The following is a 16,477-nucleotide window of genomic DNA, read 5'->3' on the forward strand; positions in this document are numbered from 1 at the left end:
AAAGAGCGCCATTTTAAGAAAGACTTCAGGAATTCTACTCTCATGCCTTTTCTCCGGGTCCTGTACGCCGGCCACACAAAATGCCGGTCCGCTTACCGCCTCTCCACGTTTTATTTTTGCTTTCCCGGGCAAGCTATTCCCGAGGTGATTTTATGAAGTACCCCGATCTGAACAGCCTTCTTCAAAACGATTTGGAGGCCAGGAAATATTTTGATACCCTGCCCTACTACGCCCGTGAGCAGATCAGCACCCGCGCCGGCAACGTCAACTCCTTCGCCAGCCTCAAGGACTACGCCGAAAACCTCCTGAGCGGCGACTAACGCCAACCCGCCCCTCCCTTGGGGCAGGTTCTTCTATGTGACAACATCCCCTTTGCCGAAGCAAAGGGGATGTTGTTTGCATGTCCGGTATCAGATTCTTTTACAGGACCAGGGAGGGCGCGCTGTAAACCCGGGCGGCCATCTCACTGTTGAGCATGTACAGGCTCTTGGCATCGTCGCCGAAAAGCTTCATCTTCTTGATCATGTCCTCGGCGTTCTTCTCCTCCTCGCCCTGCTCCTTGACGAACCAGTCCAGGAACTGCATGGTACGGAAATCCCGCACGGAGTAAGCCGCGTCATAAATGGCGTGGATCAGGCTGGTGACATACTGCTCATGCTCCAGACCCAGCTCCAGCACGTGGAGTTTGTCGTCCAGCACCTTATCGGGCTTCGCGATGGCCTCCAGAGTGACCGTCTCCCCGTTGTTCTGGAGGTACTGCATCATCAGCATGGCGTGGTCCCGCTCCTCCTGGGCCTGGATCTTGTACCAGTTGGCGAAGCCGTCCAGTCCGGCGTCCTCATAGAAGATGGAGAAATCCAGGTACAGATAAGCGGAATAAAACTCCTTATTGACCTGTTCGTTCAGCAGTTCTGCTACCTTTTTATCCAGCATGACAAACACCTCGTTTCAGAATTTTCCCGTATCCGGGCCAACCTATGTTAGCACGAAACCATATTTTTGACAAGATGACCGAAAAAACTTGTTCTTTCCCAGCGCTGTTTTCCCGGCAGCGGAGCGATTCCCGCCCTACACATTCATCCGAACATGGAAAACAGGTCGATCTGGCTGGTTTCCGGCAGGTCCCCAAAGGTCCCCGCCGCTTTCAGCAACTCGATGTGGGTCTTGGAGACCTTGGGGCAGGCGGCGGAAACCTCCTCGATAGAGATGAAGGTCCGGCCCTTCCGGGCCTCGGCCAGAGACAGCGCAGCCGTCTCCCCCAGCCCGGCCACTGACACGAAGGGAGGCCGCAGAGTCCCCCGCTCCTCATCCATGGTGAAGTTGATGGCCTCGGACTGGTACAGGTCCATCCGGTCGAAGGTGAAGCCCCGGAGGTAGAACTCGTAACACACCTCCAGGGTGGTGAGCATGTCCTGCTCCACAGCGGTGGCCTCCTTGTCCTTGGCCACGATCTCCCGCATCTTCTTCTGGCACACGTCCATTCCCCGGCACATGTAGGCCTCGTCAAAGGCCTTGGCCCGGATGGAGAAATAGGCGGCGTAAAAGGCCAGGGGGCGGTGGACCTTGAACCAGGCGATGCGGAAGGCCATCATCACATAGGCCACAGCGTGGGCCTTGGGAAACAGGTAGGCGATCTTTTTACAGGAGCCGATGTACCAGTCCGGCACCCCGGCGGCCTTCATCTCCTCCTCCGCGCCCTCCGGCAGGCCCCGGCCCTTACGGACCGCCTCCATGATCTTGAAGGAGCGCTTGGGGGGCATTCCCTTGGAGATGAGGAACAGCATGATGTCATCGCGGCAGCCGATGGCCTGCCCGACGGGGACTCCCTGCTGGAGGATCAGGTCCCGGGCGTTGCCCAGCCACACGTCGGTGCCGTGGGAAAAGCCGGACAGCCGGACCAGAATATCGAACTGGTCGGGCTGGGTCTCCTCCAGCATCCCCCGGACAAAGGAGGTGCCGAACTCCGGGATGGCGGTGCCGCCGGTGGGGCCCAGGATCTTGTCATTCTCATAGCCCAGCACCTTGGAGGATTTGAAGATGGACATGGTGTCCGGGTCATCCAAGGGGATGTCCGTCCGGGCATTCACCCCCGTCAGCACCTCCAGCATTCGGATCATAGTGGGATCATCGTGGCCCAGCATGTCCAGCTTCAGCAGGTTGGACTCCATGGAGTGGTATTCAAAGTGGGTGGTGATGATGTCGCTGTTGGGGTCGTCGGCAGGGTGCTGGACGGGACAGAAGTCGTAGATCTCCTTGTCCTGGGGAATGACCACCATTCCGCCGGGGTGCTGGCCGGTGGTCCGCTTCACGCCGGTGCAGCCCAGCGCCAGCCGGTTCTCCTCCGCCTTGGAGGCGGTGAGCCCCCGCTCCGCCAGGTACTTTTTCACATAGCCGAAGGCGGTCTTCTCCGCCACGGCGCCGATTGTCCCCGCCCGGAACACGTGGGACTGGCCAAAGAGTTCAAAGGTATACCGGTGGGCGTTGGCCTGGTACTCGCCGGAGAAATTCAGGTCGATGTCCGGGACCTTGTCGCCGCCGAAGCCCAGGAAGGTCTCGAAGGGGATGTTGAAGCCGTCCTTTACATATTTGGTGCCGCAGACCGGACAGTAGGCGTCCGGCATGTCGGCGCCGCAGCCGTAGGGATGCTCCGGGTCCTGGGCATAGTCGAAGTCGGTGTGCTTACACTTGGGGCAGCGGTAGTGGGCGGGCAGGGAGTTGACCTCGGTGATGCCCGACATGAAGGCCACCAGAGAGGAGCCCACGCTGCCCCGGGAGCCCACCAGGTAGCTGTGCTCCAAGGAGTTCTGGACCAGCTTCTGGGCGGACATGTAGATGACGTCGTATTTGCAGCGGATGATGTCTCCCAGCTCCGCCTCGATGCGGTCCACCACGATCTGGGGCGGGTTCTCCCCATAGAGGTCGTGGGCCTTCCCCCAGACCAGCCGCTTCAGTTCCCCGTCGGAGTCCTCCAGCTTGGGGGCGAACAGGCCCTTGGGCAGGGGATCGATGGGGTCGCAGCAATCGGCAATGAAATTGGTGTTCTTCACCACCACCTCGTAGGCCTTCTCCTTCCCCAGATAGGAGAACTCCCGGAGCATCTCGTCGGTGGTTTTCAGATAGATGGGCAGAGGTTGATCCGCGTCCTCGAAGCCCTTGGAGGCCAGAAGGATATGGCGGTAGACCTCGTCCTCCGGGTCCAGGAAGTGGACGTCGCCGGTGGCGCACACCGGCTTGCCCAGCTCCTCCCCCAGACGCACAATGGTCCGGTTGAAGTCCCGCAGCTCCTCCTCCGACTTGACCATCCCCTTGCGCAGCATGAACATGTTGTTGCACAGGGGCTGGATCTCCAGATAGTCGTACCAGGAGGCGATGCGCTTCAGCTCCCCCCAGCTCTTGCCCTCCACCACCGCCTGGAACAGCTCTCCCGCCTCGCAGGCGGAGCCGATGATGAGGCCCTCCCGGTTCTCGTTGATGAGGGATTTGGGCATGATGGGGTAGCGCTTGAAATACTCCAGGTAGGACAGGGAGATGAGCTTGTACAGGTTGCGCAGCCCCGTCTGGTTCTTGGCCAGGACGATAAGGTGCTTGGGCCGACGCTTGGCCTTGCCCGCCTTGCGCAGCTGGGGCATGTAGCCGTTGATCTCCCCAAGGTCGTGGAGCCCCCGCTCCTCCAGCATCCGGAAAAAGGGCGGCAGCATGTAGGCCACCGTGGCCGCGTCGTCGCTGGCCCGGTGGTGGTTGAAGGCGGGCAGATTCAGGTGCCCCGCCACGATGTCCAGCTTGTATTTGCCCAGGTCGGGCAGCAGGTTCTGGGCCAGGATCAGGCTGTCCACTGAGGGGTTATGGAAAGGTATGTGATACTTCTCGCAGCCGGCGGCGATAAAGCCCATGTCGAACTCCGCGTTGTGGGCGGCCAGAGGCCGGTCCCCAGCAAAGGCCAGAAAGGCTTTCAGCGCCTCCTCCTGGGAGGGGGCGCCCACCAGCATCTCGTCGGTAATGCCGGTGAGCTGGATGATCTCGGGAGACAAAATACGGCCCGGGGCGACAAAGGTGTTGAACCGGTCGGTGATCTCCCCGTTTTTCAGCACCACCGCGCCGATCTCGATGATGACCTCATACTTTTTGTTCAGGCCCGTGGTCTCGATGTCGAAACAGACGATCTCCTGGTCAAAGGGCTGGTGGGTCTCCCCGTGGACCACCACCCGGTCATCCACGTCGTTGACGTAGTAGGCCTCCACCCCAAACAAGATCTTCATTTTCTTGGCCGAATGCCAGGCGTTGGGGAAGGAATGGGCCACGCCGTGGTCGGTGATGGCCACGGCGGGATGGCCCCACTTCTCCAGCCTCTTGATGGCGTTCTCCGCCACCGGGGAGTCGGTCTTGGCCCCCACGGCGGTCAGGGCGTCCATGGAGGACATGTTGGTGTGGAGGTGGAGCTCCACACGCTTCTCCTCCGCCGTGTCCATCCGCACCTTCTTGTCCGCCTGGGTGACGGCCACCGGCTCCAGCACCATGTCGCCGTAAAAGCGGTCCATGTTCAGGCGGCCCTGGACCTTCAGGTGCATTCCCTTTTTGATCCCGTCCACCAGGGGCTTGCCCTCGTCCCCGGCAAAGAACTTGTTCACCCGGATGGAACCGGTGTAGTCTGTCATATCGAAGGCCACCACCCAGGCGCCCCGCTTTTTCAGCTCCTTGTGGTCCACGGCGAAGACGTCGCCCTCCACCACCACGGTGCCCATGTCCAGCTCCAGTTCTCCCATGGAGACAGGGTCCTTGGTGATGGGCTTGCCGAAGATAGCCTTGCCCGCGAACTTCTTTCCCTCTCCCTTGGGAGCGGCTGGGTGGGCCACGCTCTTCATGGCCGCTTTCCGCAGGGCCTCCGCCCGGGCGAAGGCATCGGCGGGAGCGCTCTCCTGCTTAGGCGCGGCATCAGCGGCGGGGGCCTCCGCCGGAGCGGTAGGCTCTGCCGCGGGCTTCGGGGCCGCGGTCTGGATCTTCACGCTGTTCAGACCGTAGGCCCGGCACAGGGTCTCCTCCGCCTCCCGGATCAGGTTGGGTCCGGCGCCCGCCGCGCCCTCCACCAGGATCTTGGCGCTGCGGCTGGCCTTGTCGATGGCGGCGGAAACAATGAGCCAGCCCTCCACCGCGTTGGACAACTCGGTCCAGCGGCGCAGGGCGGCGAACATCTGTAAAAAGGGGATCTTTTTAGACATTATGTCAACTCTCCTTGAGGGTATCTCGGCACTTAAAGGGTATCTATGAGGGCAAACAGCTCGTCCACCAGCCGCTCCTGGGGAACTTTCTTGATGATCTGGCCTTTTTTGAACAGCAGGCCCTCCCCCTGGCCCCCCGCGATGCCGCAGTCGGCGGCGGAGGCCTCTCCGGGACCGTTGACCACACAGCCCATGACGGCCACGGTGATGGGCTTGTCCACGGCCTTCAGCCGCTCCTCCACCTCCCCGGCCAGGGAGATCAGGTCGATTCGGGTGCGGCCGCAGGTGGGACAGGACACCAGCTCCGCCCCCTCCTTCCGGATTCCGGCAGCTTTCAGGATGTCCCGGGCGGCGTAGACCTCCTCAATGGGGTCGGCGGACAGGGACACCCGCATGGTGTCCCCCACGCCCAGGGCCAACAGGCCCCCGATGCCCACGGCGGACTTGAGGGTCCCCATGCGGACGGTGCCCGCCTCGGTGACGCCAATATGTAAAGGATAATCACTTTTCAGCGTCATCAGCTGATAGGCTTTCATGGTGATAGGCACGCTGGAGGATTTGAGGGAGACGCAGATATCGTCGAAGTCGAACTTGTTCAGCAGGCGAATGTGGCCGAAGGCAGACTCCACCATGGCCTCAGGACATACGTGGCCGTATTTGGCCAAAATAGGCTTCTCAAGAGAGCCGCCGTTCACACCGATGCGGATGGGAATATTTTTCTGCCGGCAGGCCGCGGCCACCGCCTTCACCCGGTCCTCTCCCCCGATGTTGCCCGGATTGATTCGCACCTTGTCCGCTCCGGCGGCAATGGCCTCCAGAGCCAGCTTGTAGTCAAAATGGATGTCCACCACCACGGGGATGGGGCTGTGCTCCTTGATCTTGCCCACCGCGTGGGCAGCGGCCATATCAGGCACCGCCACACGGATGATCTCACAGCCGGCAGCGGCCAGCTTCCGGATCTGGTCCAAGGTAGCCGCCACATCGTCGGTACGGGTATTGGTCATGGACTGGATCGTAACCGGAGCGCCGCCGCCGATCAGAACACCGCCGACATTGATTTGTTTGCTCATGGAAAAACTTCCTTTTTAAAGTATTGTGTAAAATTTTGGTTATTGGCCTATGGAACCTAAAACCTATGTTATGTAGGGCAAGGGCTCTGCCCTTGCCCTTTCCGGGTATCCGAAATACTGGGAGAAATCTGCGCACTTGAACACTTCGCGTGCGAGCGGGACGGGAGATAGGGATATTTCGCCCCCGGGCGAGGTACTTTTGTAAAGATACAAAAGTACCCAAAAAATCTCCGGGGCTTCGGCCCCGGTCCCCAAGGGGCGTCCTACAAAAAAGCCTGCCTCACGTCCGGCGCCGATCCCCTGGTTTTGCCGCCCCTCCTTCCGGGCCTTCGGCCCTGGGTCAAGGGGACTTGGATTGGAACAGGCGCTGAATACTGCGCTTGGGTTTCACAACTATGCGGCGCGGTCCTTGACCGCGCTGGCCCGTCCATTGCATGCAGCTTGATTCAGTAGACACCTGTACCGGTTTGTCCCACAGAGCATAGACTCGCTTCTCTATAAACTAAAATTTATCTTCCGAACAGCTTGCCCACGTCGCTGAGGGTCACCATCAGCATCAGGGACAGCAGCGCCGCCATGCCCGCCATATGGACGTATCCCTCGTACTTTGGCGGAATTTTTCTGCGGAACAGGCCGTACAACACCCCGTTGAGCAGCAAAAAGAAAATGCGTCCCCCATCCAGGGCAGGCAGAGGCAACAGGTTCATCACCGCCAGGTTGACGGCGATCAGGGCGGCAAAGGCCGCCATATTCTTGGCTGCGTCCAGAAGCGTAGGGGAAAGCTCGGGATTGCTGCCCACCTCGGTCATCACTTCCACGATACCCACCGGCCCGGACAGGTCCCGCAGGCCAACCGCGCCGCTGATCAGGTCCTCCAGGCTGAGCCACACCATGCGCACGTAGTCCAGCGCTCCATACCAGCTGAACAGCAGCTTATTGCCCAGGGTGGCGGGCAGCACTTCCATGCCGATGCTCAGCCCCCGCAGATAGGTGGTCTCCCCCTTCTCGCCGGTCCGCTCCTGGAGGGGCATGTACAGACCCTCCAGCTTCACCTTCTGGCCGCCGCGCTCCACAACCCAGTCCACCGTATCCTCCGCGCGGCTCAAATACAGGGACACGTCGTCATAGCTGTACATCCGGTGTCCGTTGATGGATACCACCCGGTCGCCCGCCTGGAGGCCGCAGGTCTCCAACCCGTAGCCGTCCAGAAATCCGGCCACCGTGGGCATGACGAACCCACTGCGCTGGGAGTACAGCACCAGAATGATCAGCAGTCCGGTGAGAAAATTCATGGCCGCCCCGGCGCAGAGGATCAAAAATTTCTTCCAGCCCGCGGCCCGGCCGAAGGCCCCCGGGTCGGCGGAGTCATCGTCCTCTCCCTCCATGGCGCAGTAACCGCCGATGGGAAGCGCCCGAACGCTGTAAAGGGTTTCTCCTTTCTCCCCGCTGAACAGAGCGGGACCCATCCCGATGGAGAACTCGTTGACCTTTACCCCCAGGCACTTGGCGGCGGTAAAGTGGCCCAACTCATGGGTGGCGATGAGGATACCGAAGATCAGGATGGCAACAAGATTATAAAGCATAGAACCTCCAATGATCGCCGGCGGCTTACCGGGCGGCCTCCCGGGCGGCGGCGTCGGCCTCCAGAATGTCTGTCAGGCCGGGGTCCCGGACCACCGGGACTTTTTCCATAGCCCGGGCCACCTTGTCGGCGATGTCCAAAAAGCCGATCTCCCCTGCCAGGAACTGGGCCACTGCCGCCTCGTTGGCGCCGTTGAGAATGGCCCCGGCGGTACCTCCGGCCTTGGCCGCCTCCAGCGCCAGCGCCAGACAGCGGAAGGTATCCAGATCGGGGGTGCCGAAGGTCAGCGGCCCGCAGTTCCACAGGTCCAGCGGAGTGGCTGGACCGGGCACCCGCTTGGGCCAGGTCAGGGCATACTGGATGGGCAGCCGCATGTCCGGGGAACCCAACTGGGCGATCATGGCATTATCACAGTATTCCACCAGGGAGTGGATAATACTCTCCCGGTGAATTACGATGGCAATTTTTTCCGGCGGCATATGGTACAGGTGCATGGCCTCCATGAACTCCAGCCCTTTGTTCATCAAAGTAGCTGAGTCTACGGTGATCTTTGCCCCCATGGACCAGTTGGGATGCCGTAAGGCGTCTTCCCTTGTCATGCCTTGCAGCTGTTCTCTTGTTTTGCCGTAAAAGGGGCCTCCGGAGCAGGTCAGGATGAGGCGCTTCACCTCTCCCCTGTCCTTGTTGCCCTCCAGGGACTGAAACAGGGCGGAGTGCTCGGAATCCACGGGCAGAATCTGAGCTCCGTAGTCTTTCGCCTCCTCCAGCACCAGCTGTCCGGCGCACACCAGGGTCTCCTTGTTGGCCAGGGCGATGCGCTTGCCCTCCCGGATGGCCGCCAACGTGGGCCGCAGACCCACCATCCCCACCACGGCAGTGATGACCGTATCAGCGCTGGAAATGGCGGCGGCCTCCATCAGCCCCTCCATGCCCGACAGTACCCGGACGTTGGTGTCCGCCAGCCGGACCCGCAGGTCGGCGGCGGCTTTCTCGTCCACCAGCACCGCCAGCTCCGGCTTGAACCGCCGGGCCTGCTCCTCCATCCGGCCCACGCTGGAATTGGCCGTCAAAGCAGCCACACTCATGCCGCAGGCGGCAATCACATCCAATGACTGCCGCCCGATGGAACCGGTGGAACCTAAAATTGAAATTCGTTTGCTCATATTTTTCACCTTTTCAGTTGTGGATTCTTTTCTTGTAAGAAAAGAATCAAAAGGACTTTGGCGCAAAACTTCGTTTTGCTTCCTTTGACACTCAGAGCTCTAGCATACAACGCAAAGTAAAAGTCCACTGACGGCTATTCCCAGCAATACGCATAAAGCAGTAATGATACTCTTTGCTGCCTGGTTCCCAGCGACTAACAGATCCACCTTATTCGCATTTAGGGCCACTATAATACCTAATCCGAGCAAAAGCCAAGAAATTTTTGACATTTTTCTTCCCTTTCACAACATAAAAAGAAACCTTCTTGACCGCCAGAAGCGCAACGCAGTTTCGCAGGAAGTTTTCTTTGCCTGCTTTCTTTTTCAAAAGAAAGCAGGTCAGAAGGCGGGGAACAGCTCCACCAGCAGCAGCAGGGTGGGCGCCGCAAAGACCATGGAATCGAACCGGTCCATCATGCCCCCGTGGCCGGGAAGCAGGTTGCCGTAATCCTTCACGCCGCACTGGCGCTTGATCAGAGAGAAGGACAGGTCCCCCAACTCGGTGACCGCGCTGCCCACCAGGCCGTAGAGGGCCATCAAGTGGAAGGACACCGCCAGCCCGGCGAATCTGGCCAGGACCAGGGCATAGAGCAGCATAAACACGCAGCCGGACAGGATACCGCCCACGTAGCCCTCCACCGATTTGTTGGGGCTGACCCGGGTGATACCCCGGTGCTTGCCCAGAAACACCCCGGCGAAATAGGCCCCCACATCGGTGAGAAAGGCGCTGATCACAGGCAGCAGCACCAGATACTGCCCGTTCTCCATTCCCTTCAGCCGGACCAGAGAGGACAGGAACAGGGGGATGGCCACGCCCCCAAAGAGGCAGACCATGACATGCTCGAACCGGACCTCCTGTTCCTCCAGGTCGTAGTGCTGAATGGCCGTGAAAAACAGGGCGCACATCAGCAGCAGGGCAGCGGCCAGGGAAACCAGGCTCCCCCACCCCGCCCAATAACCCACGGGGATGGCGGCGGCGGACAGAGCGGTGTAGACATACATGTGGTTGTGGTGGGCCACTTTGGTGGCCCGGAGCAGCTCATAGGAGGCCATGGCCACGATGGCGGCCACCGTCACCGCCAGACAAATGGGCGGCAGAAAAAACAGGTCCACGAAGAACAGCGGGGCCAGCACCACCGCCACAAGAATCCGTGCTTTCAACGGTCACACACCTCCAAACCGGCGGTTTCGGCCCTGGTAGGCCGCAATGGCCCGCAGCAGCTCCTCCTTGGAGAAGTCAGGCCAGAGCACATCGGTGAAGTAGAACTCCGCATAGGCGGACTGCCACAGCAGGAAATTGGACAGCCGCAGCTCTCCGCTGGGCCGGATGACCAGATCCGGGTCGGGAACCCCCTTGGAGAACAGATAGCCGCCGAACTGCTCCCGGGTCAGGTGGTTGGGGTCCGCCCTGCCCTCCAGACAGTCCTGGGCATAGGCCTTGGCCGCACGCATCAGCTCGTCCCGTCCGCCGTAGTTCAGGCAGATGTTCACCTGACAGCCGTCATAGTGCCGGGAGATCTCCCGGGTGCGCTCACACAGCTGGCGCAGCTCCGGGGTCAGCGGGGACAGGTCGCCGAAAAACTCCATTTTCACCTTGTCCCGCTCCATCCGGCCAATGGCCTCCAGCAGATATTTCTTCAGCAGGCCCATGATGGCCTCTACCTCGTCCGCCGGCCGCTTCCAGTTCTCGGTGGAGAAGGCGTATACCGTCAAATAGTCCAGGCCGATCTCCTTGCAGTAGGTAGCGATGGTTCGGAAGGTCTCAGCCCCCGCGGCGTGGCCCGCCGTCCGGGGCAATCCCCGCTTCTTGGCCCAGCGGCCGTTTCCGTCCATGATGATGGCGATGTGCCGGGGCAGGTGTTCAAAGTCCACCTGGGATTCCGGCTGATTGTTTTTTTTCTGAAATAAGGCCATTGGGGCACCTCGATCCGGTCTGTCGTTTCAGACCTTGTCTCAATATCTCAAAACCGTCAAAGGGCCGCGGGGCGGACAGCCGTCCCCGCGGCCATGTATGGCTGGGTCCGATCAGACCGCCATCAATTCCTTTTCCTTCTTCGCGGTCAGCTCGTCGATTTCCTTACACCGCTTATCGGTGATGTCCTGAAGCTCCTTCTCCAGATTCTTCTGGTCGTCCTCGGTGATCTCAGACTTCTTGACCTTCTTCTTAATTTCGTCCATGGCGTCCCGGCGGATATTCCGGACGGCAACCTTACCCTCTTCCCCGTACTTGCGGACCTGCTTGGTCAGGTCCTTGCGGCGCTCCTCGGTGAGCTGGGGGAAGGCCAGACGGATGATCCGGCCGTCATTCTGGGGATTGATGCCCAGGTCGGAGGTCTGGATGGCCTTCTCAATGGCCTTGAGCAGAGAGCTGTCCCAGGGCTGGATGGTCAGGGTCCGGGGATCAGGGGAGGAAATGGCGGCCACCTGGTTCAGAGGGGTGGGAGTGCCGTAATACTCCACGGAGATCCGGTCCAGCACACCGGCGTTGGCACGGCCGGCGCGGACAGAGGCAAAGTTGGCCTTGACCACCTCGATGGTCTTCATCATCTTGTCGTCGTAGATTTTGTTCTCAGGGCTCATGGTCTTGACTTCCTTTCCTTAATTCCAGTTTTTCCGATCAGCCGCCTACAATGGTGCCGATCTTCTCCCCCATAACGGCCCGGAGAATGTTTTCAGGGTCCTTCAGGGCAAAGAGGAGGACGGGGATCTTATTGTCCATGGACAGGGAGGTGGCGGTGGAATCCATCACCTTCAGGTGCTGGGCCAGGACGTCATCGTAGGTAATGGCGTCATATTTGACCGCGCTGGGGTCCAGCTTGGGATCGGCGGAGTAAACGCCGTCGATATTCTTGGCCAGCAGGATCACGTCGGCGTCGATCTCGGCGGCCCGAAGGACCGCGGCGGTATCGGTGGAGAAGAAGGGATTGCCGGTGCCGCAGCCGAAAATGACCACGCGGCCTTTCTCCAGGTGCCGGATGGCACGGGAACGGATATAGGGCTCGGCCACGGAACGCATCTCAATGGCGGTCTGCACCCGGACCTCAACGCCCTTCTGCTCCAGCACGTCGGCCACGGCCAAAGCGTTAATGGTGGTGGCCAGCATGCCCATGTGGTCGGCGCGGACCCGCTCCATCTGGTCGCCGCCGTCCTTGACGCCGCGCCAGAAGTTGCCGCCGCCTACCACCACGCCCACCTGGACCCCAAGGCCCACACAGCGCTTGACCACGTCGCACACCTGGCCGATCACATGGAAGTCCAGGCCGCGGGAGGCGTCGCCCGCCAGGGCTTCGCCGCTGATCTTCAACAAAACTCTTTTATACTTAGGCTGCTCCATTGGAACCACTCCTGTCTTTTTTCTTGCTTTCTTATTTTAATATAATTCTCCCCGTTTGCATAGGGGTGAAATCAAAGTTTTTCAAATTGTCCTCACTTGAAAACGGATCGTCCGCGGATCACGTGGACCGTCCCGGAGGCGGTTTTTCAAACCTCCCATGTCTTATTGGAAGCATAAAACAGATGTTTATTTTATTGGTACCGCAATAAATTTTCGTTTCGCTGTCCATGGGAGCGAAAACCGATGTGATGTAGGGCAAGGGCTCTGCCCTTGCCCGTTTCGGGTGAGCAAAATGCTGGGAGAAATTTGCGCGCTTGGACACTTCTCCTACAGGCGGGACGGGGGATTAGGGAAGTTTCGTCCTCGGGCGAGGTACTTTTTTAGAGATACAAAAGTACCCAAAAAAACTCCGGGGCTTCGGCCCCGGTCCCCAAGGGGCGTCCTACAAAAAGCCTGCCTCACGTCCGGCGCACATTCCCTGGTTTTGCCACTCCTCCTTCCGGGCCTTCGGCCCTGAGTTAAGGGGGCTTGGATTGGAACAGCCGCTGAATCCTGCGCCTGGGTCTCACGACTGTGCGGCGTGGTCTTTGACCGCGATGGGCCGTCCATTGCATGCAGTCTGATCCATCGGCAGTCCGCATAGGTCAGTCCTACAGAGCGTAAAACTGCTACCTCATAAACGAAAATTTTCCTGTTTATGTTGTCCGGTGTCTGCGATGTTTTGGCACAAACGAAAGATTTTTCCGCAAGGGGTTGCAATTTTCTCCCCTGTGCCGTATAATGTGCCACAGACAACTGAATCCAATGTCTTCAGGGCGGGGTGCAACTCCCCACTGGCGGTACAGTCCGCGACCGGACGCAGCGATGCGTCCGCTGACCCGGTGAAACTCCGGGACCAACGGTATAGTCCGGATGGAAGAAGATGTGTGTAGAACAATATTCACGCGCGTTTGCGCGGGTTGCGCACCTCCTTGATTGTTTTGACACCTGGAAGGCATGGCTTTTCGGGCGTCAAAAATTTTAAGGAGTGTTTTTTATGTCCGCAAATACCGCTACCCAGTCCGCCCGCAGCGCCAGCCGCGTCCGGGCCAGAAATCTGGCTGTCACCGCCATGTTGTCCGCCGTCGCCTTTGTGCTGATGTTTTTGGACTTCCCCATTCCCTTTCTGATTCCTGCCTTTGTCAAGATGGACTTCTCCGAGCTTCCCGCCCTTCTGGCCGCGTTCAGCCTCGGTCCTGTGTACGGCGTGGCGGTCTGCCTGGTGAAAAACCTGATCCATCTGGCCATCACCACCACCGGCGGTGCCGGCGAGGTATGTAATTTCCTGCTGGGCGCCTGCTTCACGTTCGCCGCTGGCTTGCTCTACCAGAGGGTCAAGTCCCGCAAGGGCGCCCTGGCCGGCGCCCTGGTGGGCGCTGTCATCATGGCGGTGCTCTCCGTCCCCCTGAACTATTACATCTCCTATCCCATCTACACCAAGTTCATGCCCATCGACGCGATCCTGAACATGTACCGGGAGATCCGCCCCAACTCCGGCGGACTGCTGGAATGCCTGATCGTTTTCAACGCGCCCTTCACTCTGGTCAAGGGACTGCTGACCACCGCTCTGTGCTTCCTGATCTACAAGCCCTTGTCCCCCATTCTCCACGGCACCAACCACTGACCGCTGACGCAAAAGCGGGGCAGATCTTCATCTGCCCCGCTTTTTTTCGCGCTTTTTTTGCTGGCGCAGGCGGAATTTCCGCTCCGCCTCCTCCTGCCGTTGTGCACGGCTCTGAGTCTGGTGCGCCAGTCCCTCCTGCTCCCGCTGCCGGCTAAGGGCCTCCTGGGCTTTCGTCCCCACTCCCCTGGCTCCGGCGGCCGCATGTGCCTCCCGCTGGAGCCGTTTCGGGTTCTTCGGGTCCGTTTCCGGGGGCTTCTCCGCCGACGGCTCACTGAACCGCAGCCTGTGCCATTCCCGCAGCACCCAGCTGTACAGCTGGGGCTCGGTGGGTTCGGCGCCAAAGACCACTCTGGCCGCCTGATAGCCCTCCCCGCTCCAGCGCTGGGCGATCCCCACCCAGAAGGGCGGCTGAAACAGCACGGTAAAGCTGCTCACGTTTCGGTCCATATACAGTTTCCTCCCTAAAAATACGCGTCAGGGAAGGGACGACCCGGGAGGGAAGGTTACTGACGGGAGCGCGCCGCCCGCGGACGGACTACCAACCGCCCTGTGTTTTTATCCCTGCCTTTTGATTATACCGTGCGGCCAAGCGGTCCGCAAGTCCAAACGCCCGAACATACGGGACGAATCACCTCCGCCCCTCTTAACCTCCTTTTGACCTGCTCCCGGTAGCGGTTTTAACAATCCTTTTTTAGAATAATGCCGTCTACTGCGACAAAGATTACATCAAACAGGAGGAAACCAATTATGAAGAAACTACTGTCCGCCGCGCTCTCCGCAGCGCTGGCCGCCTCCCTTCTGGCGGGCTGCGCCGCCAGCGCCGCCGGAAATGACGCCGCCGCCCAGTCCAGCGGCGCCGCCGCCGTCACCCCCCTCGCCTCCGCCACCGAGACTCTGAAAGCGCCGAAATATGTATTCCTGTTCATCGGCGACGGCATGAGCTACCCCCAGTTCCAGGCCGCCTCCGACTATCTGGGCGCCATGGCCGACAGCGACTACATGCAGGCGGAGCCCAGTCTGGACGACAACCAGGGTGCCGTTCTGGATGGTCCTGTAGCCCTGAACTTCATGAACTTTGAAGTGGCCGGCTCCGCCGTCACCTACGACTCCAACTCCTTCGCTCCTGACTCCGCCTCCACCGCCACCTCCATCGCCACCGGACACAAGACCTACTCCGGCTCCATCAACGTGGACGAGACTGCCACCAAGACCTATGAGACTATCACTGAGAAGGTCCATGAACAGCTGGGCATGAAGGTGGGCATCATCTCCTCCGTCAACCTGAACCACGCCACCCCCGCCGCCTTCTACGCCCACCAGGCCAGCCGCTCCAGCTACTATGACATCGGTCTGGAGCTCATCGACTCCGGCTTTGAGTACTTTGCCGGCGGCGGCCTGCTGAAGCCCGACGGCCACGACAAGGAAAACCCCTCCGAGAACCTGTATGAGCTGGCCGCAAAGGCGGGCTATAACGTGGTCAATACCCAGGCTGAGGCGGAGCAGGTCACCGGCGGCCCCGTCATCATCATCGACGAGCATCTGGCTGACGCTGACGCCATGGCCTATGAACTGGACCGCACCGATGATATGTGGGCTTTGGCCGATTACGTGGAAAAGGGCATCCAGGTCCTGGACAACGAAAATGGCTTCTTTATGATGTGCGAGGGCGGCAAGGTGGACTGGGCCTGCCACGCCAACGACGCCGCCTCCACCATCCACGACACCCTGGCGCTGGCCGACGCCGTCCAGGTGGCGGTGGACTTCGCCAAGGACCACGCCGACGAGACCCTGATCCTGGTCACCGGCGACCATGAGACCGGCGGTCTGACCATCGGCTTCGCGGGTACCGACTACGACACCTACCTCTCCCTGCTCAGCAGCCAGAAGATCTCCTTCGCCAAGTACGACAGCGACTATGTCTCCGCCTATAAGACGGGCAAGACCTCCTTTGAAGACGTGCTCAAGGACATCGAAAACCTGTTCGGCCTGAAGGCCCAGGGCGAGGAGGGCGACAAGCTGGTCCTTACCGACTACGAGAAATCTCTGCTGAAAACCGCCTATGAGAAGAGCGTCAACGAGAAAGACACCGGCATGGCCCAGCAGCAGGAGTATGTGGCCTATGGCACCTACGAGCCCCTGACCGTCACCATCACCCACATTCTCAACAACAAGTCCGGCGTCTCCTTCACCTCCTACAGCCACACCGGCCTGCCTGTGGGCGTCTTCGCCGATGGCGTCAACGCCCAGGAGTTTAAGGGATATTTCGACAACACCGAAATCTATCACAAGCTGGCCAACATGCTGAACGTCAAGTAAAACCACTTCCCTGCTCCCGCGTAAAAGCCCGCTCCCGCGCACTGCGGGGCGGGCTTACGCGGTAAATTTTGGTTTATTGACCAGCAAGTCTATGCTC

Annotated in this window: 13 protein-coding genes and 1 riboswitch; of the genes, 3 read left to right on the forward strand and 10 right to left on the reverse strand. The window is 60.0% G+C overall.

Going from position 1 to position 16,477, the window contains the following annotated elements; genetic code table 11:
- The first annotated feature begins 152 nt into the window (after positions 1-152).
- Entirely contained in the window at positions 153-320 is a 168-nt protein-coding gene (locus I6E42_RS02970) for a hypothetical protein (RefSeq protein ID WP_235370443.1), read from the forward strand.
- 100 nt (positions 321-420) lie between these two features.
- Here I6E42_RS02970 and I6E42_RS02975 read toward each other — a convergent pair whose 3' ends face one another.
- From I6E42_RS02975 to pyrH, 9 genes are all read right to left on the reverse strand, one after another.
- Entirely contained in the window at positions 421-933 is a 513-nt protein-coding gene (locus I6E42_RS02975; RefSeq protein ID WP_235370444.1) for a ferritin, read from the reverse strand.
- Between the two features lie 143 nt (positions 934-1,076).
- Positions 1,077-5,213 carry a PolC-type DNA polymerase III gene (locus I6E42_RS02980; protein WP_235370445.1) on the reverse strand — a complete coding sequence of 1,379 codons (4,137 nt, stop codon included), beginning with the start codon at positions 5,211-5,213 and terminating at the stop codon, positions 1,077-1,079.
- 32 nt (positions 5,214-5,245) lie between these two features.
- The gene (gene ispG, locus I6E42_RS02985; protein ID WP_235370446.1) at positions 5,246-6,283 is read right to left on the reverse strand and encodes a flavodoxin-dependent (E)-4-hydroxy-3-methylbut-2-enyl-diphosphate synthase; all 1,038 of its coding nucleotides are present in this window, start codon (positions 6,281-6,283) and stop codon (positions 5,246-5,248) included.
- Positions 6,284-6,792: 509 nt separating this feature from the next.
- A complete protein-coding gene (locus tag I6E42_RS02990) occupies positions 6,793-7,866 on the reverse strand; it encodes a M50 family metallopeptidase (RefSeq protein ID WP_235370447.1) in 1,074 nt (357 codons plus the stop codon).
- 25 nt (positions 7,867-7,891) lie between these two features.
- Positions 7,892-9,028, reverse strand: a complete 1,137-nt coding sequence (locus I6E42_RS02995; protein ID WP_235370448.1) for a 1-deoxy-D-xylulose-5-phosphate reductoisomerase — start codon at positions 9,026-9,028, stop codon at positions 7,892-7,894.
- Between the two features lie 378 nt (positions 9,029-9,406).
- A complete protein-coding gene (locus I6E42_RS03000; RefSeq protein WP_235370449.1) occupies positions 9,407-10,228 on the reverse strand; it encodes a phosphatidate cytidylyltransferase in 822 nt (273 codons plus the stop codon).
- Between the two features lie 3 nt (positions 10,229-10,231).
- Positions 10,232-10,981 (reverse strand): isoprenyl transferase, encoded by a 750-nt coding sequence (locus tag I6E42_RS03005; protein ID WP_235370450.1) that lies wholly within the window; start codon positions 10,979-10,981, stop codon positions 10,232-10,234.
- Positions 10,982-11,092: 111 nt separating this feature from the next.
- On the reverse strand, positions 11,093-11,647 hold the full coding sequence (frr, locus tag I6E42_RS03010) for a ribosome recycling factor (protein ID WP_235370451.1): 555 nt from the start codon (positions 11,645-11,647) through the stop codon (positions 11,093-11,095).
- Between the two features lie 37 nt (positions 11,648-11,684).
- Entirely contained in the window at positions 11,685-12,401 is a 717-nt protein-coding gene (gene pyrH, locus I6E42_RS03015) for a UMP kinase (protein WP_235370452.1), read from the reverse strand.
- 802 nt (positions 12,402-13,203) lie between these two features.
- A riboswitch (FMN riboswitch) is annotated at positions 13,204-13,329 on the forward strand.
- A gap of 108 nt (positions 13,330-13,437) precedes the next feature.
- Between pyrH and I6E42_RS03020 the strand changes: the two genes are divergently transcribed.
- Positions 13,438-14,064 (forward strand): ECF transporter S component, encoded by a 627-nt coding sequence (locus tag I6E42_RS03020; protein WP_235370453.1) that lies wholly within the window; start codon positions 13,438-13,440, stop codon positions 14,062-14,064.
- Positions 14,065-14,091: 27 nt separating this feature from the next.
- On the opposite strand, the gene I6E42_RS03025 is transcribed toward I6E42_RS03020, so the two are convergent.
- Positions 14,092-14,511: a YjdF family protein gene (locus tag I6E42_RS03025; protein WP_235370454.1), complete on the reverse strand. Its 420-nt coding sequence runs from the start codon at positions 14,509-14,511 to the stop codon at positions 14,092-14,094.
- A gap of 300 nt (positions 14,512-14,811) precedes the next feature.
- On the opposite strand from I6E42_RS03025, the gene I6E42_RS03030 reads away from it, so the two are divergent.
- The gene (locus tag I6E42_RS03030; protein WP_235370455.1) at positions 14,812-16,380 is read left to right on the forward strand and encodes an alkaline phosphatase; all 1,569 of its coding nucleotides are present in this window, start codon (positions 14,812-14,814) and stop codon (positions 16,378-16,380) included.
- The last annotated feature ends 97 nt before the right edge of the window (positions 16,381-16,477 follow it).

The sequence above is a fragment of the Pseudoflavonifractor phocaeensis genome (assembly GCF_021531815.1).
Lineage (GTDB): Bacteria > Bacillota > Clostridia > Oscillospirales > Oscillospiraceae > Lawsonibacter > Lawsonibacter phocaeensis_A.